The 22,387-nt window shown below is 72.2% G+C and carries 21 protein-coding genes; 15 read left to right on the top strand and 6 right to left on the bottom strand.

Translation table 11 applies throughout. The features are described from left to right. Positions 1 to 2 precede the first annotated feature (2 nt). From mutL to lepA, 5 genes are all read left to right on the top strand, one after another. On the top strand, positions 3 to 1,853 hold the full coding sequence (gene mutL, locus LHA35_RS06590; protein ID WP_226606048.1) for a DNA mismatch repair endonuclease MutL: 1,851 nt from the start codon (positions 3 to 5) through the stop codon (positions 1,851 to 1,853). Between the two features lie 309 nt (positions 1,854 to 2,162). Continuing rightward, on the top strand, positions 2,163 to 2,861 hold the full coding sequence (locus LHA35_RS06585; protein WP_226606046.1) for a biliverdin-producing heme oxygenase: 699 nt from the start codon (positions 2,163 to 2,165) through the stop codon (positions 2,859 to 2,861). A gap of 11 nt (positions 2,862 to 2,872) precedes the next feature. Next, the gene (locus tag LHA35_RS06580) at positions 2,873 to 4,198 is read left to right on the top strand and encodes a peptidylprolyl isomerase (protein WP_226606045.1); all 1,326 of its coding nucleotides are present in this window, start codon (positions 2,873 to 2,875) and stop codon (positions 4,196 to 4,198) included. After that, positions 4,195 to 5,037, top strand: coding sequence for a 16S rRNA (adenine(1518)-N(6)/adenine(1519)-N(6))-dimethyltransferase RsmA (gene rsmA / locus LHA35_RS06575; protein ID WP_226606163.1), 843 nt, complete (start codon positions 4,195 to 4,197; stop codon positions 5,035 to 5,037). Before LHA35_RS06580 ends, rsmA begins: the two co-directional genes overlap by 4 nt. A 196-nt stretch (positions 5,038 to 5,233) precedes the next feature. Beyond that, complete coding sequence (gene lepA, locus LHA35_RS06570; protein ID WP_226606043.1) at positions 5,234 to 7,039, top strand: translation elongation factor 4; 1,806 nt, start codon at positions 5,234 to 5,236, stop codon at positions 7,037 to 7,039. 227 nt (positions 7,040 to 7,266) lie between these two features. Here lepA and LHA35_RS06565 read toward each other — a convergent pair whose 3' ends face one another. After that, positions 7,267 to 8,250, bottom strand: a complete 984-nt coding sequence (locus LHA35_RS06565; protein ID WP_226606041.1) for a Bug family tripartite tricarboxylate transporter substrate binding protein — start codon at positions 8,248 to 8,250, stop codon at positions 7,267 to 7,269. Positions 8,251 to 8,436: 186 nt separating this feature from the next. On the opposite strand from LHA35_RS06565, the gene LHA35_RS06560 reads away from it, so the two are divergent. From LHA35_RS06560 to LHA35_RS06545, 4 genes are read left to right on the top strand one after another with little or no spacing between them, the layout of a single operon-like run. Further along, positions 8,437 to 9,621 carry a thiolase C-terminal domain-containing protein gene (locus LHA35_RS06560; RefSeq protein WP_226606039.1) on the top strand — a complete coding sequence of 395 codons (1,185 nt, stop codon included), beginning with the start codon at positions 8,437 to 8,439 and terminating at the stop codon, positions 9,619 to 9,621. Further along, a complete protein-coding gene (locus LHA35_RS06555) occupies positions 9,618 to 10,067 on the top strand; it encodes a Zn-ribbon domain-containing OB-fold protein (protein ID WP_226606036.1) in 450 nt (149 codons plus the stop codon). The genes LHA35_RS06560 and LHA35_RS06555 overlap by 4 nt, the downstream gene beginning before the upstream one ends. A 12-nt stretch (positions 10,068 to 10,079) precedes the next feature. Then, on the top strand, positions 10,080 to 10,535 hold the full coding sequence (locus LHA35_RS06550) for a MaoC family dehydratase (protein WP_226606033.1): 456 nt from the start codon (positions 10,080 to 10,082) through the stop codon (positions 10,533 to 10,535). Beyond that, on the top strand, positions 10,532 to 11,425 hold the full coding sequence (locus LHA35_RS06545; protein ID WP_226606031.1) for an HpcH/HpaI aldolase/citrate lyase family protein: 894 nt from the start codon (positions 10,532 to 10,534) through the stop codon (positions 11,423 to 11,425). The genes LHA35_RS06550 and LHA35_RS06545 overlap by 4 nt, the downstream gene beginning before the upstream one ends. 202 nt (positions 11,426 to 11,627) lie before the next feature. On the opposite strand, the gene LHA35_RS06540 is transcribed toward LHA35_RS06545, so the two are convergent. Next, positions 11,628 to 13,289, bottom strand: a complete 1,662-nt coding sequence (locus LHA35_RS06540; RefSeq protein WP_226606028.1) for a thiamine pyrophosphate-binding protein — start codon at positions 13,287 to 13,289, stop codon at positions 11,628 to 11,630. Between the two features lie 2 nt (positions 13,290 to 13,291). Continuing rightward, complete coding sequence (locus tag LHA35_RS06535) at positions 13,292 to 13,927, bottom strand: SRPBCC family protein (protein ID WP_226606027.1); 636 nt, start codon at positions 13,925 to 13,927, stop codon at positions 13,292 to 13,294. Positions 13,928 to 14,099: 172 nt separating this feature from the next. Here LHA35_RS06535 and LHA35_RS06530 point away from each other — a divergent pair, with 172 nt between their 5' ends. From LHA35_RS06530 to LHA35_RS06510, 5 genes are all read left to right on the top strand, one after another. Beyond that, on the top strand, positions 14,100 to 14,891 hold the full coding sequence (locus LHA35_RS06530) for an SDR family NAD(P)-dependent oxidoreductase (RefSeq protein WP_226606025.1): 792 nt from the start codon (positions 14,100 to 14,102) through the stop codon (positions 14,889 to 14,891). Between the two features lie 60 nt (positions 14,892 to 14,951). Continuing rightward, a complete protein-coding gene (locus tag LHA35_RS06525; protein WP_226606023.1) occupies positions 14,952 to 16,151 on the top strand; it encodes a CaiB/BaiF CoA transferase family protein in 1,200 nt (399 codons plus the stop codon). A 157-nt stretch (positions 16,152 to 16,308) separates the two neighbouring features. Beyond that, the gene (locus tag LHA35_RS06520) at positions 16,309 to 16,944 is read left to right on the top strand and encodes a glutathione S-transferase C-terminal domain-containing protein (protein WP_226606022.1); all 636 of its coding nucleotides are present in this window, start codon (positions 16,309 to 16,311) and stop codon (positions 16,942 to 16,944) included. 164 nt (positions 16,945 to 17,108) lie between these two features. Continuing rightward, positions 17,109 to 18,266, top strand: a complete 1,158-nt coding sequence (locus tag LHA35_RS06515) for a DegT/DnrJ/EryC1/StrS family aminotransferase (RefSeq protein ID WP_226606020.1) — start codon at positions 17,109 to 17,111, stop codon at positions 18,264 to 18,266. A gap of 88 nt (positions 18,267 to 18,354) precedes the next feature. Further along, positions 18,355 to 19,095 (top strand): DUF1194 domain-containing protein, encoded by a 741-nt coding sequence (locus LHA35_RS06510; RefSeq protein ID WP_226606019.1) that lies wholly within the window; start codon positions 18,355 to 18,357, stop codon positions 19,093 to 19,095. 53 nt (positions 19,096 to 19,148) lie between these two features. Here the strand turns inward: LHA35_RS06510 and LHA35_RS06505 are convergent, their stop codons facing one another. Continuing rightward, positions 19,149 to 19,574: a DUF3775 domain-containing protein gene (locus tag LHA35_RS06505; RefSeq protein WP_226606017.1), complete on the bottom strand. Its 426-nt coding sequence runs from the start codon at positions 19,572 to 19,574 to the stop codon at positions 19,149 to 19,151. Positions 19,575 to 19,743: 169 nt separating this feature from the next. On the opposite strand from LHA35_RS06505, the gene LHA35_RS06500 reads away from it, so the two are divergent. Continuing rightward, positions 19,744 to 20,109, top strand: a complete 366-nt coding sequence (locus LHA35_RS06500) for a hypothetical protein (protein WP_226606013.1) — start codon at positions 19,744 to 19,746, stop codon at positions 20,107 to 20,109. A gap of 232 nt (positions 20,110 to 20,341) precedes the next feature. Here LHA35_RS06500 and LHA35_RS06495 read toward each other — a convergent pair whose 3' ends face one another. Further along, positions 20,342 to 21,376: a WD40 repeat domain-containing protein gene (locus LHA35_RS06495; protein ID WP_226606010.1), complete on the bottom strand. Its 1,035-nt coding sequence runs from the start codon at positions 21,374 to 21,376 to the stop codon at positions 20,342 to 20,344. Then, positions 21,373 to 22,347, bottom strand: a complete 975-nt coding sequence (locus LHA35_RS06490; RefSeq protein ID WP_226606009.1) for a CobW family GTP-binding protein — start codon at positions 22,345 to 22,347, stop codon at positions 21,373 to 21,375. The genes LHA35_RS06495 and LHA35_RS06490 overlap by 4 nt, the downstream gene beginning before the upstream one ends. Between the last annotated feature and the right edge of the window lie 40 nt (positions 22,348 to 22,387).

Raw genomic sequence — 22,387 nt, 5'->3', positions numbered from 1 at the left:
GCATGCCCATCCGCCTCCTCTCCGAGACCACCGCCAACCGCATCGCCGCCGGCGAGGTGGTGGAGCGGCCGGCTGCCGTGGTGAAGGAGCTGGTCGAGAATGCCCTCGATGCCGGCGCCACCCGCATCGCCGTCACGCTCGAGGGCGGCGGGATCGAGCGGGTGGTGGTGGAGGATGACGGCGCCGGCATGGGGCCGGCGGATCTCGAACTGGCGGTCGAGCGCCACGCCACCTCCAAGCTGCCCGAGGAGGCGATGCTCTTCCGCATCGCGACCCTCGGCTTCCGCGGCGAGGCGCTGCCCTCGATCGGCGCCGTCGCGCGCCTGACCCTCACCACCCGGCCGCGGGAGGGCGACGCCCATGCGCTGACCGTCGAGGGCGGCCGCAAGGGGCCGGTTGCGCCGGCCGCCGGCGCGCCCGGCACGCGGGTCGAGATGCGCGACCTCTTCTATGCCGTGCCGGCCCGCCGCAAATTCCTCAAGAGCCCGCGCGCCGAGGCCGATGCGGCGGTGGAGGCGGTGCGCCGCCTGGCGCTCGCCTGGCCGGAAGTGGGGTTCCGCGTCACCGTCGAGGGGCGGGAGGTGCTGGCCCTGCCGCCGCAGGAGCGGGAGGCGCGGCTGCAGGCCCTGCTCGGCCCGGATTTCGCCGCCGCCGCCCTGCCGGTCGGGGCCGAGGCGGGCGGGCTCTCGCTCGCGGGCCTTGCCGCCCAGCCGGCCTATACCCGCGCCACGGGGACCGAGCAGCATCTGGTGGTGAACCGCCGCCCCGTCCGCGACCCGATCCTGCGCACCGCGCTCCGCGTCGCCTATCGCGACCTGATCGCCGCCGGGCGGCACCCGGTGGCGGCGCTGTTCCTGGACCTGCCGCCCGAGGCGGTGGACGTGAATGTCCATCCGATGAAGACGGAGCTGCGCTTCCGCGAGGAGGCATCGGTGCGCGGCCTGCTGATCAGCGCGCTGCGCCGTGCCCTCTCGGCCGGGGCGGGGGAGGCGGTGCCGGCACCCGCCCTGACGCAGTACCGCCCGAGTCCCGGCGGCTGGTCCGGCTGGCGGCCGCGCGCGCCGGCACCGCTGCCGCCGGGGGCCGCCGCCCTCGGCCTGGCCGATGCCCAGCTCGCCCTGGCCCCCACCGCCCCGCCGCAGGCCGCGCCGGCGGCGCTGCCGCTCGGCTTCGCCCCGCCGAGACCCCTGGTGGCGCCCGCGCCGCCGGGCGGATCGGGCGAGGCAATCCCCGCTTCCCCGCCAGGGCCGGGCGGCGGACCCGATGCGGACTACCCGCTGGGTCGCGCCCTTGCGCAGCTGCTCGACACCTACATCCTGGCCGAGGCGCCGGATGGCGCGCTGATCCTGGTGGACCAGCATGCCGCGCATGAACGCCTGACGCATGAGGCGCTGCGCGCCCAGCTGGTCGAGGGCGGGGTGCGGGCGCAGCCGCTGCTGCTGCCGGCGGTGGTGGACCTCTCCCCCGCCGATGCCGCCCGGCTGCTCGGCTTCGCCGCGCCGCTCGCCCGGCTCGGGCTGGAGATCGAGGGATTCGGCCCGGGCGCGGTGCTGGTGCGGGCCCTGCCGGCGCTGCTCGGCCCGGCCGACCCGGCGCCGCTGCTGCGCGACCTCGCGGAGGAACTGGCCGAATGCGACGAGGCCCTGGCGCTGGAGCGGCGGCTGGACGCGGCGGTGGCGCGGCTGGCCTGCCATGGCTCGGTGCGGGCGGGGCGGCGGCTCACGCCGCCCGAGATGGATGCGCTGCTGCGGCAGATGGAGGCCACGCCGCGCGCCGCGACCTGCAGCCATGGCCGGCCGACCTTCCTCCGGCTCGACGCGGCGGCGCTGGAACGGCTTTTCGGCCGGCGCTGAGCGAGACCTGCGGCCCGGCCTGTCCGCCAGGCCTGGCAGGGGCGGCTGAGTGGCACGGAGGGCCGAAGCCGCGCCGCCATCGGGCTGGCCGGGGCCATCCCCCCTCGGGCAGTCGGACGGCTGGGCCAGCGGGCGCGCCCGCCGCCAGCCTCTCCGCCCTGGCCAGCTTCCACCCGGCCGGGCATGCGGGCAGGCTGTGGCCATGATACCAGGCCGCATAATCGCTGACCTGCAGCCGCCGCAGGCGGCGCCGGCGACTGAGGCCGCAGAAATGCGTCAGCATTTCTGCGGGTCGGTATGACTGGTGCCATGATCGCCCGCCCGGACGCCGCCCGCACCGAAGGACCGAGGGGGCCGGTCCGCCATGGCGCGCAGGGGGGCGGCGCCGAGGCCCTCTCCACCCGGGACGCGCTGCGGCAGGCGACGGAGGCGATCCATGCCCGGCTGCATGCCCTGCCGGCCTTGCAGGCCCTGGCCGAGGGGTGGATCAGCCGGGAGGGCTATGTCGACCTGCTGCGGCGCAAGCTCGGCTTCCACCTTGCGGTGGAGGCGGCGCTGGCGGCCGCCCCCTCCCTCGCACCCTGGGGCATCGCGCTGGCGGAGCGCCGGCGCGCCCCGCTGATCGAGGCCGATCTCGCGGCGCTGGGTGCCGCGCCGGTGCCGCTCGCCGCGGCGCCGCTGCCGGTGCTCGACACGGCCGCCCGGGCGCTCGGCTGCCTCTATGTGACCGAGGGCTCGACGCTCGGCGGCCGGCAGCTCGCCCGGGCGCTGGATGGGCTTCTGCCGCCCGGGGAGGCAGGCAGGCGCTTCCTGCTGGGCCATGGGCCGCGGCATGGCGCGATGTGGCGCGACTGCTGCGCGGCGCTGGAGCGCTGCGGGGCGGAGCCGGCGCGGCGGGCGGAGATGCTGGCGGCGGCGGCGGCGACCTTCTGCGCCTTCGAAGCTTCGTTCTCGCGGCCAGGCGCGGACCGGACGGCAGGGGTGGCCCTTCCGCCCGCCGGCGGGTAGAGAGCGAGGCCATGCCGCGCTTCCCGCTCCGCGCCCGCCTCCTCGTCCTGCCGCTGTCCACGCTGCTGGCCGGCCCGCTCCTCGCACCGCCCGCCGCGGCGCAGCGGGCGCCGCAATCCCAGGCGGCCGCCCAGGGGGCGACGCAGACCAACCGCATCGTCGCCGTGGTGAACGGGGAGGTGGTGAGCCGCGCCGATGTGGTCGGCCGCGCCCGGCTCTTCGCCCTCAATGCCGGCATCGCCGTGGCGCCGGAGGCGCTGGACCGCCTGGCGCCCCAGGTCACCCGCCTGCTGGTGGATGAGCGGCTGCGGATGCAGGAGGTGCAGCGGCGGCGCATCCCGGTGACCGATGCCGATATCGCCGAGGCCATCGCCGAGCTGGAGAAGCGCAACAACCTGCCTGCCGGCGCGCTCCGGGCGCAGCTTGCGCAGACCGGCGTCGCGCCGCGGGTGCTCTATGACCAGATCCGCACCCAGCTTGGCTGGGGCCGGCTGCTGCGCCAGCAGCTCGGCCCGAATGCCGAACCGTCGGAGGCGGAGGTGCAGGAGGTGCTGCGCAGCCACCAGGCGCGGACCGGCCAGCCGGAATACCTGGTCTCCGAGATCTTCGTCCCGGTGGACGACCCGGTGGCCGAGCCGGAGGTGCGCCGCTTCGTCGAGGATGTGATCGGCCAGCTCCGGCGCGGGACGCCCTTCCCGATCGCCGCCACCCAGTTCAGCCAGGCGCAATCGGCGCTGCAGGGCGGCGACATGGGCTGGGTGCGGAAGGATGAGATGGACCCCGAGGTCGCCTCGGTGGTCGAGCGCATGCCGCCCGGCGCCATCAGCAACCCGATCCGGGTGCCCGGCGGCTTCCAGATCGTGGCGCTGCGGCAGAAGCGGGAGAGCGGGCGCGACATCGCCACCCTCCTCACCCTGCGGCAGGTCTTCTTTCCCTTTGCCGGCGCGCTCGACCCCAATGCCCCGACCCAGCAGCAGCGCGACCAGGTGGACAAGGCGCAGCGCCTCTCGACCACGGCGCGGAGCTGCCAGGCGATGGAGGCGGCAGGGCGGGGCGGCGACCGGGTGAGCGATCCGGGCCAGATCCGGCTGGAGACGGTGAACCCGCCGGAATTGCGGAGCCTGCTGGCCAGCCTCTCGCCCGGCCGGGCCTCCCAGCCCATCCTGACGCCCGACGGCGTGCTGGTGATGATGGTCTGCTCGCGCGAGCAGCAGAACCTGGCGGAGCTGACGCCGGACCAGGCGCGGCAGCAGATCCTGCGCGACCGGGTGGAGAACCTCTCCCGCCAGCTTCAGCGCGACCTGCGCCGGCGCGCCCAGATCGAGATGCGCAGCTGAGCGAGCCGGCCCTTCCCAGCCTGCGGGAGACCATCGCCCGGCACGGGCTGGATGCGCGCAAGTCGCTCGGCCAGCATTTCCTGCTGGACGAGGTGCTGTGCCGGCGCATCGCGGCCCTGGCCGGCGACCTCGCGGGGCGGCAGGTGCTGGAGGTGGGGCCGGGCCCGGGCGGCCTGACCCGCGCGCTGCTGGCCTCGCCCGCCGCCGCGGTGACGGCGGTGGAGCTCGACCGGCGGGCGGTCGCCGCGCTGGCGGAGCTGGAGGCAGCCTTCCCCGGGCGGCTCCGGGTGATCGAGGCCGACGCGCTGACCATCGACCCGGCAAGCCTGCTGCCCGCGCCGCGGAAAATCATCGCCAACCTGCCCTACAACGTGGCGACCCCCCTGCTGGTCGGCTGGCTGCGCCGCGCCGCGGCGCTGGAGGGCATGGCGCTCATGTTCCAGCAGGAGGTGGCCGAGCGGATCTGCGCCGCGCCGGATACCGAGGCCTATGGGCGGCTCGCGGTGCTGTCCCAGTGGCGCTGCCGCTGCACCCTGCTGCTGCGCCTGCCGCCCGGCGCCTTCAGCCCGCCCCCCAAGGTCTGGTCCGCCGTGGTCGGCTTCGTGCCGCACCCCGAGGACCCGGGCGAGGCGCTGTTCCGGGCGATGGAACGCCTGACGGCCGCGGCCTTCGGCCAGCGGCGGAAGATGCTGCGCGGAGCGCTGAAATCGCTCGGCGATGCCGAGGGGCTGCTGGCGGCGGCCGGGATCGAGGGGCAGCGCCGGGCGGAGACGCTGACGGTGGCGGAGTTCGACCGGATGGCCCGGGTGCTGCTGGGGCGGGGCGGCGGCGGGGGATAACGCGGGGCCGCACCCGCCAGGCCGTCAGGCCGGCGGAGGCGGGCATCCGCCGTGTCGCGCAATCCGGCCGGGTTCGGGGGCGCCGGCGCGGCCCTTGTCCCAAGCAACGCTTTGACTTGGCCGCCCGCTGCCTTATCTCCCCCTCAGCGAAAGGCCGGGCGCCCCCCAGGCCCCCCAATACGGCCCCGGAATCCCCATGCCCGACACTCCGCTCGACCGCATCCGCAACTTCTCCATCATCGCCCATATCGACCACGGGAAATCCACCCTGGCCGACCGGCTCATCCAGAACACCGGCACCGTCGCGGCGCGGGAGATGAAGGAGCAGCTGCTCGACAACATGGAGATCGAGCGGGAGCGCGGCATCACCATCAAGGCCCAGACCGTGCGCCTGGCCTACAAGGCCAAGGATGGGGAGACCTACATCCTCAACCTGATGGACACGCCCGGCCATGTGGATTTTGCCTATGAGGTGAGCCGGAGCCTGGCAGCCTGCGAGGGCAGCCTGCTGGTGGTGGACGCCTCCCAGGGGGTCGAGGCGCAGACCCTGGCGAATGTCTACCAGGCGCTGGACGCCAACCACGAGATCGTCCCGGTCCTCAACAAGATCGACCTGCCGGCCGCCGAGCCGGAGCGGGTGAAGCAGCAGATCGAGGACGTGATCGGCCTCGACGCCTCCGACGCGGTCGAGATCAGCGCCAAGACCGGGCTGAACATCGAGGGCGTGCTGGAGGCGATCGTGACCCGCCTGCCGCCGCCGAAGGGCAATGCCTCCGCCACCACCAAGGCGCTGCTGGTCGATAGCTGGTACGACGCCTATCTCGGCGTGGTCGTGCTGGTGCGCGTCAAGGACGGCCATCTGCGGAAGGGCCAGAAGATCCGCATGATGTCGAACGGCGCCGTCCACACCATCGAGCAGGTGGGCGTCTTCACCCCGAAGATGGTGGCGGTCGAGAGCCTCGGGCCGGGCGAGATGGGCTATGTCACCGCCGCCATCAAGACGGTGGCGGACACCAATGTCGGCGACACCATCACCGACGACCGCAACCCCGCGGCCGAGCCGCTGCCGGGCTTCAAGCCCAGCATCCCCGTGGTCTGGTGCGGCCTCTATCCCGTCGATGCCGATGATTTCGAGAAGCTGCGCGAGTCGCTCGGCAAGCTTCGCCTGAACGACAGCAGCTTCCACTACGAGGCGGAGACCTCCGCCGCGCTCGGCTTCGGCTATCGCTGCGGCTTCCTCGGCCTGCTGCACCTCGAGATCGTGCAGGAGCGCCTCTCCCGCGAGTTCGACCTCGACCTGATCGCGACCGCGCCCTCCGTCGTCTACAAGATCACCAAGACGAACGGCGAGACGATGGACCTGCACAACCCGGCCGACATGCCGGATGGCAGCATCATCGAGGAGATCCAGGAGCCCTGGATCAAGGCCACCATCATGGTGCCGGACGACTATCTCGGCGCCGTGCTGACGCTGTGCAACGAGCGCCGCGGCCAGCAGGTGGAGCTGACCTATGTCGGCAGCCGCGCCATGGCCGTGTATCGCCTGCCGCTGAATGAGGTGGTCTTCGACTTCTACGACCGGCTCAAGTCCGTCTCCCGCGGCTATGCCAGCTTCGACTACCAGATGGATGGCTACGAGCCGGGCGACCTGGTGAAGATCGGCATCCTGGTGAATGCCGAGCCGGTGGATGCGCTGAGCTTCATGGCCCATCGCAGCCAGGCGGAGCGGCGCGGCCGCTCCATCTGCGAGAAGCTGAAGGAGCTGATCCCCCGCCAGCTCTTCAAGATCCCGATCCAGGCGGCGATCGGCGGCCGGGTCATCGCGCGCGAGACCATCAGCGCCCTGTCCAAGGACGTCACCGCCAAATGCTATGGCGGCGACATCACGCGCAAAAGGAAGCTTCTGGAGAAGCAGAAGGAGGGCAAGAAGCGCATGCGGCAGTTCGGCAAGGTCGAGATCCCGCAGAGCGCCTTCATCGCCGCCCTCAAGATGGACGCCTGAGGGCCACCAGCCGTGGCGCGGCCCGGTGCAGCGGGCCGCCTCCCGCGCGGCAGGTTGTTCCTCGCAGAGCCGATCCACGCGTCGGGGTGTTCACGCCCCGGCGCGATCTGCTCCAGACCCGGATTGCCCGGGCTGTTGTCCGGGCAATCCGGACCTGGTTTTCCTGAGCCAGCGATTCACGCCCTGGCGTGCCCGCCTGCGGCGTGCACACTCAGGGCGATCGCGGGCTATTCCTTCGCCATCCCCGCTTCCGTCGCGATGCGCGCCCAGCGCGCCAATTCCTGCCGGTTGAACGCCCCGAGCGCCTCCGGCGTGCTGGTGGTGGAACTGATGCCCATGGCGGCCATGAAGCGCTTCGCCTCGGCCGACCCGCCGATCGCCACGATCTCCCGGTTCAGCCGCGCGATGGCCGGCGCCGGGCTGCGCGCCGGCATCCAGACCGCGTTCCAGGAGGCGAAGTCGAAGCCTGCAAGGCCCTGCTCCTGCATCGTCGGCACCTCCGGCAGCAGCTCGATGCGTCGGGCGGTGGTGACGGCCAGCGCGCGCAGCGTGCCGGCGCGCAGATGCTCCACCGCCGGGCCCAGATCGACCACCATGAACTGGATGCGCCCGCCGAGCAGGTCCGTGATGGCCGCCGGCGTGCCGCGATAGGCGACCTGCTCCGCCCGGATGCCGGTGGCGGCGGAGAGCAGATGCGCCCCGGCGATGCCGCCGGCATTGCCGACGCCGTGGTTGAGCTGCCCCGGCCGCGCCCGGGCATGGGCGACGAATTCCTGCAGGTCGCGCGCCGGGAAATCCGCCCGCACCAGCAGGGCCAGGGCGTTGATCGAGATCAGCGAGACCGGTGCGAAATCCTCGATCGGGTCGTAGCCCGGCTCCCGCAGCAGGTTCGGGTTGGCGGCATGGGTTGAGACGGTGCCGAAGAACATCGTGGTGCCGTCCGGCGCCGCGCGGGCGGCGGCACGGGCGGCGATGGCGCCGTTGGCGCCGCCCAGATTCTCGATGGTCACGGGCTGGCCGAGCGCGCGGCCGAGCCGATCGCCATAGAAGCGCGCCAGCGTGTCCGTGCCGCTGCCGGCGGGGAAGGCGACGATGGCGCGCAGCGGCCGGCCGGGCCAGGCATCCTCCTGCGCGGCGACGCGGCGCGGCAGGGCAGGGGCGGCGAGCAGCGCGGCGCCCAGCGGCGCGAGGCCGCGGCGGGACAGGGGCATGGCAGGCGTTCCTCCCGGTTTTTTCTTTCCCGGGGCCGATCCTGGCAGCGCCCTGGCCGGCCGGCCAAGGCCCCCTTGCCTCCGCTTCCTTCGCAAGCTTACCGTATGCAGGCTCATAATAAGCGTGGGAGGAAGGCCGATGCGCGACCGGCGGAGGTCCGTCCGCAGGGCAGGGGGCGCAGGCGCATGACGGAGCGTACCCTGCGCGGCAAGGTGGCGATCGCCGGCATCGGCGAGACCACCTACTACAGGCACGGCCAGTCCCCCGATGCCGAGTTCAAGCTGGCGCTGATCGCCATCCTGGAAGCCTGCCGCGACGCCGGGATCGACCCGCGCGAGGTGGACGGCTTCGCCTCCTACGGCAATGACCGGTCGGACGCGCCGCGGCTGGCGGCGGCGCTGGGCATCCGGGATCTGCGCTTCTCCAACATGCACTGGGGCGGCGGCGGGGGCGGCGTGGCGGCTGCGGTCGCCAATGCCGCGGCGGCGGTGCAGTCCGGCATGGCGAATTGCGTCATCGCCTTCCGGTCGCTCGCCCAGGGGCAGTTCGCCCGCTACGGCCGCGGCGCCCAGGCCGCGGCGGCGGCGGGGGACGACGCCTTCCTCGCGCCCTATGGGCTGATGTCGCCGGCGCAGCGCTTCGCCATGAAGATCACCCGCTTCATGACGGATCACGGCATAAGGCACGAGGCGCTGCGGGCCATCGCCATGGCCTCCTACCACCACGCCCAGACCAACCCGCGCGCGGTGATGCATGGCCGGCCGCTGACCGCGGAGAAGTACGACGCCTCCCGCTGGATCATCGAGCCCTTCCACCGGCTGTTCGATTGCTGCCAGGAGAATGACGGCGCCGGCGCGGTGCTGGTGGTGCCGGCGGAGCGCGCGAAGGACCTGCCGCACAGGCCGACCTATCTGCTGGGCGCGGCGCAGGGCGGGCACCACCGCAGCGCCGCGCCGGTCCACAACGCGCCCGACTACGCCTCGGCCCATTTCAAGACCGTGGCGCGCAACATGTGGGCCATGGCGAAGCTCGGCCCGCAGGATTGCGACGTGGTCCAGGCCTATGAGAATTTCACCGGTGGCGTGCTGCTGAGCCTCGTCGAGCACGGCTTCGTGGACCCGGGGCGGGCGAACGAGCAACTCGTGCTGGAGAACCTGCTGGCGCCGTCGGGGAAGATGCCGATGAACACCAGCGGCGGGAACCTGGCCGAATGCTACATGCACGGCCTGGAGATGGTGAACGAGGCGGTGCGCCAGCTCCGCGGCACCGCCTGCAACCAGGTGCCGGAGGCGAATGTCGTGGCCGTCCTCGGCGGCCCGATGGTGACGCCCGTCAGCAGCCTGGTCCTCGGCACGGAGGCAACCCTGTGAGCATCAGCACCACTCCCCGCGCGCTCCCGGCCGGCCTGCCTGCCCCGGCCGTCGAGCCGCTGACCATGCCCTATTGGGACGGCACCCGCGCCGGGAAGCTGGTGATCCAGCGCTGCCGTGGCTGCGGCAAGTTCCAATGGGGGCCGGAATGGGTCTGCCACCGCTGCCATTCCTTCGAACTGGGCTGGGAGGAGGTGGCACCGCGCGGCCGCATCTGGTCCTGGCAGCGCCCGCATCACCCGGTGCATCCCGCGCTGGGCGGCTTCGGCCCCTACACCATCGTGCTGGTCGAACTGCCGCATGCGGACGATGTCCGCATGGTCGGCAACCTGCTCTGCCCACCCGATGCGCCGGTGACGATCGGCGCCGAGGTCGAGGCGGTCTTCGAACCGCATGACGAGGTCCACCCGCCCTACACGCTGGTGCAGTGGCGCGTCGTCACCTGAAGGAGCCGCAGCATGCCCGGTCTCTGGTTCGAGGAGTTCGAGGTCGGCCAGGTCTTCCGCCACGGCATCCGGCGGACGATCACCGAGGCCGACAATGTCTGGTTCTCCGCCCTCACGCACAATCCGGCGGCGCTGCATCTGGATGAGGAATACTGCCGCACCCAGACGGAATTCGGCCAGCGCATCGTCAACAGCGCCTTCACGCTCGGCCTCATGGTCGGCATCTCGGTCGGCGACACCACGCTCGGCACCACGGTCGCCAATCTCGGCTGGGACGAGGTGCGCTTCCCGAAGCCGCTCTTCCACGGCGATACCATCCGGGTGGAGTCGGAAGTGATCGCCAGGCGCGAGAGCCGATCGCGCCCCGGCCAGGGGATCGTGGAGTTCATCCACCGCGCCTACAACCAGAAGGAGGAGCTGGTGGCACATTGCCGCCGTTCCGCCCTGATGAAGGGGAGGCCGGCGTGAGAGCGCCGCCGCGCTCCTGGCTCTTCGTCCCCGGCGACAGCGAGCGGAAGCTCGCCAAGGCCGGGGAGAGCGGCGCCGATGCGCTGATCCTCGACCTCGAGGACTCGGTCGCCGCCGGGCGGCGCCTGCTGGCGCGCGGGATGATCGCCGAATACCTCGCCGCGCAGGCGGGCGCGGCGCGGCGCCCGCGCCTCTGGGTCCGCATCAACCCGCTGGAGGGCGAGGGGCTCACGGACACCGCCGCGGTGGTGCGCGCCGCGCCGGAGGGGCTGGTGGTGCCGAAGGTCGCGGGACCGGCCGAGCTGCTGCGCCTCTCCCACTGGCTCGACGCGCTGGAGGCCCGCGACGGCCTGCCGGCCGGCAGCATCCGGCTGCTGGCCGTGGCGACGGAGACGCCGGCGGCGGTGCTGCAGCTCGGCGACTATGCGCGCCTGCCGGTGCCGCGCCTCGCCGGCCTGACCTGGGGGGCGGAGGACCTGCCTGCCGCGCTGGGCGCCACCGGCAACCGCGACGCGGCGGGCGCCATGGCGCTGACCTACCGGCTGGCCCGATCGCACTGCCTGCTGGCCGCCGTCGCCGCCGGCGTGCAGCCGATCGACACGCTGGAGCCGGATTTCCGCGACGAGGCCGCGCTGCGCGCCGCCTGCGCCGCGGCACGGCGGGAGGGCTTCACGGGCAAGATCGCCATCCACCCGGCGCAGGTCGGGCCGATCAACGAGGGCTTCCGCCCGACGCCGGAGGAGGTGGCCTTCGCCCGGCGCGTGGTGGAGGTCTTCGCCGCCCATCCCGGCCTCGGCACGGTCGGGCTGGACGGGAAGATGCTCGACATGCCGCATCTGCGCCAGGCCGAGCGCGTGCTGGCGGCGGATGCCGCCTTCGGCGGGCGCTGATCCTCGGCGCAGGACGTCCCGACCCGCGGCCCGCGGAGCGGGCCGGGCGCGCGCATGCGCGCCGTGGCCGTAGCCGCGAAGCCGGCGCCCCGCAGGGCCGCCGGCTTCCGAGGCAGGACATGCGCCAGCCATGAGGCATCCGGCCGGTGGAGGGCCCTGCCCGAAGCCGTGGCCCGGCCGCCAGGACACGGGGCGGCGAGGCTCACGCCTCGCCGTAATGCACCCGGCGATAGGGGCGGGAGACCACGGCATCGTCCGTGTGGATGTCCCACAGGCTGGCGCCGTTGGCTGACTGGTGCGCCTGGAACAGGCCGCCCATGGCGCCGAGGCCGGTGACGGTGCTGCCGCGGATGCCGAAGCCGGTCGCGATGCCGGCCAGGTCGCCCCGGCCATGGATGACCAGCGCAGGGTCCAGGCCGGTTGCGCGGAATTTGTGGATCTCCGCGCCATAGCCGCCGTCATTGATGATGGCCATGACCATGCGATGGCCTTCCCGGCGCACCGTCTCCAGCTCCTGGATATGCATCAGCAGGCTGCCGTCGCCCTCGATCAGCAGCACCTTGCCGTCCTTGCGCGCGGCGGCCACGCCGATGGCGGCTGGCAGCCCGTTGCCGATGGCGCCGAAATCGCTGACCACGTGGTAGCGCTCCGGCGCGCGGCCACGCAGATGGGTCATGGCAATGCCGAAGTAGTGCCCGCCGCCGATCACCACGTCCCAGTCCTTCGGGATGAGGGCGTCAAGCTCAAGGATCGCCTTGCGCGGATCAACCAGGCCGGGCGCCACCGCGAATTCCTTGCGGTCCGGCGCGTCGCCGGCGATCTGCCGCGCGAGTTCGGCGCTGCGGAAGCCCGGCTTCGAGACACCGCGCTGGCGTAGCGCGGCGGTGACCGCCTCCGCCCCGCCCGCGGCATCGGCATGGATGTGCAGGTCGGCGGTGCGCAGCCCCTGCCACAACCCGCGCGGGTTGATGTCGATCTGCACCGTGCGGGCGTTGGGGTAGAGATAGCCGCTCTCGGTGGTATAGGCGCCGAGGCCCACGCCGATGCCGATGACCAGGTCGGCCTCCGCGAAGCATTCCCGCGCGAAGTCGGAGGCGAAGGCACCGGCGATGTCGAGCGCATAGGGGTTGCCGTCGAACATGCCCTTGGCCTGCAGCGAGGTCGCCAGCAGCGCGCCGGATTGCTCGGCCAGCGCCTCGATGGCGCTCCGCGCCTTCGCCAGCTTGGCGCCACGGCCGGCGATGATGATCGGCCTCTCGGCTTCGGCGATCATCGCCACCAGCCGGTCCGTCATGGCCGGATCGGGCATCGGGCGCTGCGGCAGGGGCAGGGTGTCGGCGGAGGGGATGTAATCCGCCATGAAGGGATAGGGCTGCTTCTGCAGGTCCATCGGCACGCTGAGCACGACGGGGCGGCGCTCCAGCGCGGCGATGTGGAAGGCTTCCCGCACATTGTCCAGCGCCCGGTCCATGGACCGGACCGGGATGTAATGGGCGCCGGTCGCCTGGGCCAGCGGCGCCATGTCGATCTGCTGGATGTAGTAGGAGGCGAGCATGGGTGAATCGCCGGCGAAGACCACCAGCGGCACGTTGGCCCGCGCGGCGATGGCGAGCGCGGTCATGATCTGGGTGAAGCCCGGGCCGCAGGTGGTGGAGGCGACGCCGACCTTGCCGGTGGCCCGTGCATAGCCGTCCGCCATCGCCACCGCGCAGTGCTCGTGCCGGGCATTCACCACGGTCATGCCCGGCTGGCGCGACATCGCCTCGGACCAGTACATGTTGGCGTCACCCATCAGGGTGAACAGCACCTCGCAGCCTTCGGCCGCGAAGGCCTGGGCGAGGACATCCTGCAGTTTGGCGGCCATTCCTATGCTTTCCCTTGGACGAAGAGGCTGCGCAGCCAGGAGAGGAAGGCGCGCCAGAGGAGCCGCGCGCCGCTGAGTTCCGCCGCGGGCGCGGGCGGCGGTGGCGCGGCTGCCGGCGCCGGCCTCGCTGCCGGCGTGGCTGCCTCCGCCGCGGGCTCCGGCGCCGCGGGCTCCGGCGCCGCGGCGGGGGCGCGCTCCGCCACCAGCTTCGCCATGTTGGCGGAGAACTCGGCCAGCAGGGCGCGCGCCACATGCACGCCGCCGGCATTGGCGAAGGTCTCCAGCGGGCCGGTGACGGTGAAGCTGCCCTGCACCTCCAGCAGTGTTGCCTCGCCCTCCGCGCTCGCCTGCACGGTGCCGGAGGCGAGGGCGCGGGAGGCGCCGCGCTGGTCGATCCCGCGCCCCTCGATGCTGCAGCGATGCGCGGCATGGTCGAAATCCAGCTTCGCCTCGCCGCGGAAGGTGGCGGTGGTCGGGCCGAAGCGCACCTTCACCGCCCCGCGCCAGAGGCCGTCGCCCTGGTCCGGCGCCAGCGTCGCGCCCGGGATGCAGCCGGCCACCAGGGCGGGATCGCTCAGCAGGGGCCAGACCGCGGCAAGCGGCGCCGCGATGCGGGTCTGTTCGGCAAGTTCGGGCATGGACGTTTCCGGTGCCGGGTCTTGTTCTGCCCGCAGCCTGCGGAAGCCCGCGCGAATGCGCAAGCCGTGGTGCCGCCCGGGTCGCCTCGTCCATCTGCGATATTGAGTCCCCGGGCGCGGGGGGCCAGCATGGCCGGGCATCGGACGCTGATGCGATCGGGAGGAACCAAGAATGGATTTCAACGGCAAGGTGGCCGTCGTCACCGGCGGCGCGCATGGCATCGGCCGGGCGGTGTCGCTCGGCTTCGCGCGGCACGGCGCCAGGGTGGTGGTGGTGGACCGCGATGCGGAAGCCGGCGAGGCCGTCGCCGCCGAGATCGGCAAGTCCGCCATCTTCCGCCAGGCCGATGTGACGCGCGCCGCCGATGTCGAGGCCTTCGTGCAGGCCGCGCTCGACAATTTCGGTGCCATCGACTGCTTCCACAACAATGCCGGCATCGAGGGCAAGGTCGCCCCGACCGCGGAGTATGAGGAGGCGGTCTTCGACGCGGTGATGGGCGTCAACGTGAAGGGCGTCTTCCTCGGCCTGCGCCATGTGCTGCCGGTGATGATCCGGCAGGGGCGCGGCGCGGTGGTGAACACCGCCTCCATCGCCGGCTTGGTCGGCACTGTGGGCATGCCGGCCTATGTCGCCTCCAAGCACGCGGTCATCGGCCTGACCAAGGTGGCGGCGGGCGAGGTGGGACCGCAGGGCATCCGCGTGAATGCCATCTGCCCGGGCCCGATCGCGACCCGCATGGTGCAGGACATCGCGAAGCAGGTCTCGCCCAACAACCCGGAAGGCGTGGAGGAACGCTATGCCGCCTCCCTCCCGCTCCGCCGCTACGGCACGCCGGAGGAGGTGGCGAACCTGGTGCTCTTCCTCTGCAGCGACCTCGCGGGCAACATCACCGGCGCGCAATATGTCGTGGATGGCGGCCGCACCGCGGTGCCGGCGGGCATCTCGCAGAGCAGCGTGCGGTAGGGCTTGCCGCGACGCTTCCCTCCGCCGCAGCATGGTGGGAAACCAGGGGAGACGTCGCGGATGGCCGGGATCTTCGCCGGGCTGCGCGTGATCGATGCCGCCAGCTATGTCGCCGGGCCTTCGGCGGCCACCATCCTCGGCGATTTCGGTGCCGAGGTGATCAAGCTCGAACCGCCCGGCGGGGATGCCTATCGCGCCCTCGCCGGCGCCCCGGGCCAGCCGCGCGGCGATACCGACTACCCCTGGGTGCTGGACAATCGCGGCAAGCGCGGCCTGGTGCTGGACCTGAAGCGGCCGGAGGGGCAGGCGGTGCTGCACCGGCTGATCGCGACCACCGATGTCTTCGTCACCAATGCCGTGCCGCGGCTGCGCGCGGGCCTCGGCATCGCGCCGGAGGTGCTGGCGGCGCTGAACCCGCGGCTGATCTATGCCGCGCTGACCGCCTATGGCGAGACCGGGCCGGAGGCCGACAAGACTGGCTTCGACGCGACGGCCTATTGGGCGCGCAGCGGGCTGATGGATCTGGTGCGCGCGCATGCCGGCGCCGCGCCGGGCCGTTCGGTGGCGGGCCTGGGGGACCACCCGACCGGCCTCGCGCTCTATGGTGCCATCGTCACCGCGCTCTACCGGCGGGAGAGGACGGGGCAGGGGGGCCTCGTGCATGTCTCGCTGCTGGAGGCCGGGCTCTGGGCCAATGGCTTCATGGTGCAGGCGGCGCTGGACGGCGCGCGCTTCATCCCCCGGCCGCCGCGGGAGCAGGCGCCGAACGCGCTCGGCAATCTCTACCAGGCCGGCTGCGGCCGCTGGTTCCTGCTGGCCCTGCTGAACGAGGCGCGGCAATGGCCGGCGCTGCTGCAGGTGCTCGGCCAGCCCGCCTGGGGCGAGGACCCGCGCTTCGCCAGCCAGGTGCTGCGGCGGGAGAATGCGGCGGCGCTCATCCCGCTGCTGGATGCCGCCTTCGCCGCGCGCAGCCTTGCCGAATGGCGGCCGCTGCTGGATGCGGCGGGGCTGACCTTCGATGCGGTGGCGACCACGCAGGAGGCGGCGGAGGCCGCCCAGCCGCGCGCGACGGGCGCGATCCGCGAAACCACCACGGGCGGCCGGACGGTGGACAGCCCGCTGCACATCGCGGGGGAGACCAAGGTGCCGCCCGGGCCGCCCCCCGCGCTCGGCGCCGAGAGCGAGGCGATCCTGGCCGAACACGGCTACACCCCGGCCGAGATCCGCGCCTTGCGGGCGATGGGGGCGCTGGGCGGCTGAGCCCCTTGCAGGACGGCGTGGCGCGGCGGCGGCCCGCTGCCTTGACGCGCCTGGCATGAGACATGCTTTCGCGCCACGCCCTTTCACGGGCGGGCAGGACCCGCAGGAGAGGTTGATGGGCGCCGCGCCGCCGCGCCCGGATCAGGAGGAAACGCCCATGCTCAGGCTCATCAGCGCCACGCCGAGCCCCTATGCCCGCAAGGTGCGCATCGCGCTCGCCGAGAAGAGCATTCCTTTCGAACTGGTGACGGAGGTGCCCTGGAACAGCACCACCCAGACGCCGAAACACAACCCGCTGGAGAAGCTGCCGGTCCTGATCTTCGAGGACGGGACCAGCGCCTATGAGAGCCGCTACATCCTGGAGGTGATCGAGGCGAAATGGCCCGAGCCCGCCCTGGTGCCGACCGATACCTGGGAAAGGCTGGCGGCGCGCAAGGTGGAGGTCATCGCCGACGGCGTCTGCGACGCCTGCGTGCTGCTGTTCTGGGAACGCCACCGCAGCCCGGAGCAGCAGAGCCAGGAATGGATCGCCCGGCAGCGCCGCAAGGTGGATGGCGGGTTGCGGGCGCTGGCCGAGATCGCCGGCGACCGCGAATGGGTGGTGGGCGACCGCTTCGGCCTGGCCGATATCGCGACCGGGACGGTGCTGCGCTATCTCGATGTCCGCTTCCCCGAGCATCCCTGGCGCAGCCAGTACCCGAATCTCGTCGCGCTCTCGGCGCGGCTGGAGGCACGGCCCTCCTTCGCCGGCTCGGTTCCCGTGCCGCAGGTCATCAGCGACAAGGTGGTCTGATACCGCCCGGCCGGTTCCCGCCGCGCCGGATGCATGGCCCGGGTGGCGGCGCCACGCGCCGGGGGGCTCGGTCCGGACATGTTGCATTGCGATACCGGCAGTGACTTTGCCTCCGGCCGCCCCGGCGCTAAGCCCTCATCGCTGGTAACAGGCCCAGGACGCGCATGACCACCTCCACCCGCCCCATCGCCTTCTTCGACATGAAGGCCCAGCAGGCCCTGATCCGTGCCGAGATCGATGCCGGCATCGCCCGCATCCTCGACCATGGCCGCTTCATCCAGGGGCCGGAGGTGGATGCGATCGAGGCGAAGCTGGCCGAATTCACCGGCGCGGCGCATGCCGTCGGCGTTTCCTCCGGCACCGATGCGCTGCAGATCGCCATGATGGCGGAGGGTATCGGGCCGGGCGATGCGGTCTTCCTGCCCGCCTTCACCTATACCGCGACGGCCGAGGTGCCGCTGGTGCTTGGCGCCACGCCGGTCTTCGTGGATGTGGACCCGGCCAGCTTCAACATCGACCTGGAGGACCTCGCCCGCCGCGTCGCGCTGGTGGAGAAGGAGGGGCGGCTGCGCCCGCGCGCCGTCATCGGCGTCGATCTCTACGGCCAGCCCGCCAATTGGCCGGCGATCGAGGGGCTGTGCGAGAAGCATGGCATGTTCGCCCTCGACGATGCCGCGCAGGCCTTCGGCGGCGCGCTGCATGGCCGGCGGCTCGGCACCTGGGCCCATGCCACGGCCTGCAGCTTCTACCCGACCAAGACGCTAGGCTGCTACGGCGATGGCGGCGCCATCCTGACCGATGATCCGGAGAGGGCGGAGCTCTACCGTTCGCTCCGCACCCATGGCGAGGGCAAGAGCCGCTACGAGGTGCTGCGGACGGGCATGAACGGCCGGCTGGACAGCATCCAGGCGGCCATCCTGCTGGCCAAGATGCCGCTGCTGGAGGGCGAGCTGGTCGCCCGCCGCCAGGCCGCCGCCTGGTACGAGGCCGCGCTCGGCGGCCGGGTGGCGACACCGCAGGTGACGGCGGGCGCCGAGAGCGCCTGGGGCATCTACACCATCCTGCTGCCGGATGCGGCGGTGCGGGCCCGGGTGCAGGCGGCGATGCAGGCGGCCGGGGTGCCCTCCGCCATCTACTACCCCAAGCCGCTGCACCATCAGCCCGCCTATGCGGCGGCGCATGCCGCCGGCATCACGGCCGGCGCGCCGCCCCTGCCGGTCAGCGAGGATCTCTGCAACCGCTGCCTTTCCCTGCCCATGCACCCCTATCTGGCGGAGGGCGATATCGCGCGGGTGGCGGAGGCTGTCCTCTCATCTCTGTAATCCGCGACAATTCTGCGGAACCGGTTGAACCGGGGGCGGCTGCCGGGTTTCCATGCTGCAAAGGCATCATGGAACGGAGGCTGCGGAGATGCACCGGCGCTCCCTGCTGGCGGCCGGTGCGGCCGCGCTCTCGGCCAGCGCCCCGCTCGCCCTTGCACCGCGCCGGGCCCGGGCGGTGGGCGAGCCGGTGGATGTGCTGCTGGTCCTCGCGGTCGATGTCTCCCGCTCGATCGACGACGACGAAGCCCGGTTGCAGCGCGAAGGCTACCGCGCCGCCGTCTCCGACCCGCAGGTGGTGGAGGCGATCCGCGGCGGCATGATCGGCGCCATCGGCGTCGCCTATGTCGAATGGGCGGGCGCCGAGTACCAGCGCCTGGTGCTGCCCTGGATGCGCATCTCCGGCCCGGCGGAGGCGCAGCTCTGGTCCGAGCGCCTGGCGGAGGCGCCGCGGGCCTCGCTCTCCTGGACCTCGATCTCGGGTGGGCTCGACTTCTCCCGCACCGTGCTGGCGCAGGCGCCCTTCGACGCGACGCGGCGGGTCATCGACGTCTCGGGCGATGGCGTGAACAACAGCGGCGGCCCGGTGGAAATGGCCCGTGACCGGCTGGTGGCGGAGGGCGTCACCATCAACGGCCTGCCGATCGTGAACGACCGTCCAACCTTCGGCCGCATGCCGCCCGTCCCGCTCGACGAGTACTACCGGGAGAGCGTGATCGGCGGGCCCGGTGCCTTCGTCATCGTCGCCGAGGATTTCCAGAGCTTCGGGAATGCGGTGAAGCGCAAGCTGATCCGCGAGATCGCGGCGCTGCCGGGGCCGGTAGCCGGCTGATCAGCCGGGGGGGGCAGGCGGCGGGCATTCCGGTATCCGCCGCCTGCCGGAACTCAGCGCTCGATTTCCTCGATCGACAGCCCGAAAGCCGCGACACCCTCGGCCAGCAGGTCGCCCACCATGTCCATGCCGAGCAGGTAGCTGCCGGCATCGCCGTTCTCATTGCGCTCGGCGGCGAGGCGCAGGGCCTCCTCCCACTCCTCCGGGCCGTAATCGCCACGCCCGACCCAGGCGAGGGCGATGAGCGCCGCCTGCTCGTCCTCGTTCAGCTCGTCGATGAACTCGCGCAGCGAGCCCTCGGTCAGGTCGTCCGGGTTTTCCTGCAGCAGCGCCGCCTCGCTGTTCTCGTCCTCCGAGAGCTGGGCGGGGTCGGTCTCCTCGGTCGCCTGGATGGCGCGGACGTGGTCCACCACGGTCGCGACCGTCTCCAGGCTGATGCCGAGATCCACGTCATCATCATCGTCGGCCGGTCGTGCCATCGGTCCTCATCCCCCAGGGAATGCCGGGTAAGGCCGCAAAGGCCGCGCCGGTTGCATGGCGGTTCCCGCACGGTCCAAGAATCTTTGCAGGGAACAGCTGGCCGCAACCCCGCGTTGGCAGGGTAGCCGAACCGCGTTCAGACGAACGCATAGAACAGGCACGTAACCCATGGAAAAGCTTTGCGCAAGCGCGGCGCCTTGGTGGCGCCTCGCCGCCATCGGGCTTGTGACCGCGGGGCTCTCCCTGCCCACCACGGCGCGTGCCGCATCGCCGGAAGATGCGGCACCGGGCCCCGGGCTAGGCTGCGTGACGCCGGAGGGCGCCTCCACCGCGATACGGCCCCACCAGGCACGGGCGGATCGCGCGAAGCGGGCCGCACCGCCCGGCCAGGGGCAGGAACCGGCGGGGCAACAGGCCGTGGCGGAGCCGCCTGCCGTGCTGCTGCGCGCCTTCTACACCTGCGTGATGCCCGTCCGGGTGCCTGTGCCGCAGCGGGGCGGCTGGCTGTCGGTCGGGCCGGTGCGGCGGGCCTGAAGGCTTCGCGCCATGCCGGGCGGCGTGGCTGCAAGGCGGTCCTGCCAACCGGGGGCACGGGCCCGCGCCGAGACCGCGCCTGCGGCCCCGCCAGCGCGGCGCCCCTGCCCGGATGCGGTCAGGCATCCCGGCCGTTGGCAGAAGGGGGCGCGGAGGGTCCGCAGGATGGGCCGGTGTCCGGCCATCGCCGTGTGCAGCCTTTCCCTTGCAGGCAGGCTGATCGTGGCCGCTGCTACCGGCGGGAGAGGTCCACCAGCCCGGCGAAACCGGTTTCCGTCCCGAAGGCCAGATGCGTCCCGCTGGCATTCCAGCCGAGCGCCGAGACCGAGCCATGCCCGGGTGCCGCGACCGGCACGACCTTGCCCGAGGCGATCTCCGCCAGCAGCACCAGCCCGTCGGCGAAGCCGGCCGCCACGATCTCGTGCTGCGGATGGCAGGCGACCGCGCTGCACAGCACGCCATCGCCGCCCGCAAGCTCGGTCGGTGCCTTGCCCATCGGGCCGCCGCCGAAGAAGGGCCAGACCACCACCGCATCGGCGCCGCTGGTCGCCAGCCACTTGCCGCGCGCGGTGAAGGACAGGAAATGGGTCTTGGACGGGTAGCCGGACATGCGCATGTGCTGGCCATCGGCCAGCCGCCAGCCATGCAGGGCGTTCTCCTGCATCGCGGTCACCACATGCGTGCCGTCCGGGCTGATGGCGATGGCCGCATGGCTGCCCTTCCATTCCAGCACGCGCGGCTTGTCCTCCTTCGAGGCGACGAACCAGAGCGAGGCGCCGTTGTAGTGGCTGGCCGCCACGCGCTTGCCCTTGGCATCGAAGGCGATGCCGCCGACGGAGGAAGGATGCGTCAGCGTCTTGAGCTTCGCGCCCTTGCCGTCGAACAGATGAAGCTGCTTGCCGACCGAGGCGGCGCGGAGGCCGGACTCGTGCGCGGCGACATGCTCGACCCATTTCATGGCGCCGAGCCGGGCGACCTCCCCGACCGTGCCGTCGGGCGCGATGTGCACCAGGCGGCCGTCGTCGCCGCCGGAGAGGAAGCCGGCCTTCGCATCGGCGCAGAGATCGAGCACGGCGCCGTCATGCGCCGTGACGGTCTGCCATTCGGCCTGCAGGTCGCGCGGCTGCGCGATGCGCAGGGTGCCGTCCCCGAGGCCGAGGCCGAGGCTGCCGTCCCGCCCGAAGGCGAGGCCGACCACCCAGGCGCCGAGGTCTCGGCTGGTCCCGCGCGCCTCCAGCAGGAAATCCGCGCCGCTCGCCTCGCTCATGCGTCCACCTGGCAGCTCTCGAAGCCGCGGCGGAGCTGCGGCCGGTTCAGGTCGCGGCCGATGAAGACGATCTTCGAGCGCCGCGGGTCGCCTTCCCGCACCGGGCCGATGAAGTCGCCATCGGCGATCATGTGCACGGCCTGGAAGGCGAAGCGCCGGTCGTCATTGGCGTAGTAGAGGATGCCCTTGGTGCGCAGCAGGTCCTGGCCCTTGCTGGCGAGCAGCTGCGTCATCCAGGCATTGAAGCGCTCCGGGTCGATCGGCTTCGAGACCTCGAAGGAGACGCTCATCACCTCCGAATCGTGCTCGTGCTCATCCTCGCCCGAGAGGAATTCCGGCTCGCGCTCCAGGATGCGCTTCAGGTCGAAGGCCTCGCGGCCGATCACGGCATCGATCGGCACGTCGGACTTGGTGCTGCGGCGGATCTCGGCCCAGGGATTGATGGTGCGGATCTTCCGCTCGACCTCGGCCGCCTCGGCCTCCGTCACCAGGTCCATCTTGTTCAGCACGATGATGTCGGCGAAGGCGATCTGCTCCTCCGCCTCCTTGCTGTCCTTGAGGCGGGCGGGCAGGTTCTTGGCGTCCACGACCGTGACGATGGCGTCCAGCCGCGTGGCGCGCTTGACGTCCTCATCGGCGAAGAAGGTCTGGGCGACCGGGGCAGGGTCGGCGAGGCCGGTGGTCTCGACGATGATGCCGTCGAACCTGCCGCGGCGCTTCATCAGGCCGCCGATGATGCGGATCAGGTCGCCGCGCACGGTGCAGCAGATGCAGCCGTTGTTCATCTCGAAGACCTCTTCGTCGGCATCGACGACGAGGTCGTTGTCCACGCCGAGCTCGCCGAACTCGTTGATCACCACGGCGAATTTCTTGCCGTGATTCTCGCTGAGGATGCGGTTCAGCAGCGTGGTCTTGCCGGCGCCGAGATAGCCGGTGAGGACGGTGACGGGGACGGGAGAGGTTTCGCTCATGGGGGCTCCGCGAGGGGCGAGGGGGCTGTTGCCGGGGAAT

The sequence above is a fragment of the Roseicella aerolata genome (genome assembly GCF_020523605.1).
GTDB lineage: Bacteria > Pseudomonadota > Alphaproteobacteria > Acetobacterales > Acetobacteraceae > Paracraurococcus > Paracraurococcus aerolatus.
This window is presented reverse-complemented; position numbering and strand designations above follow the sequence as displayed.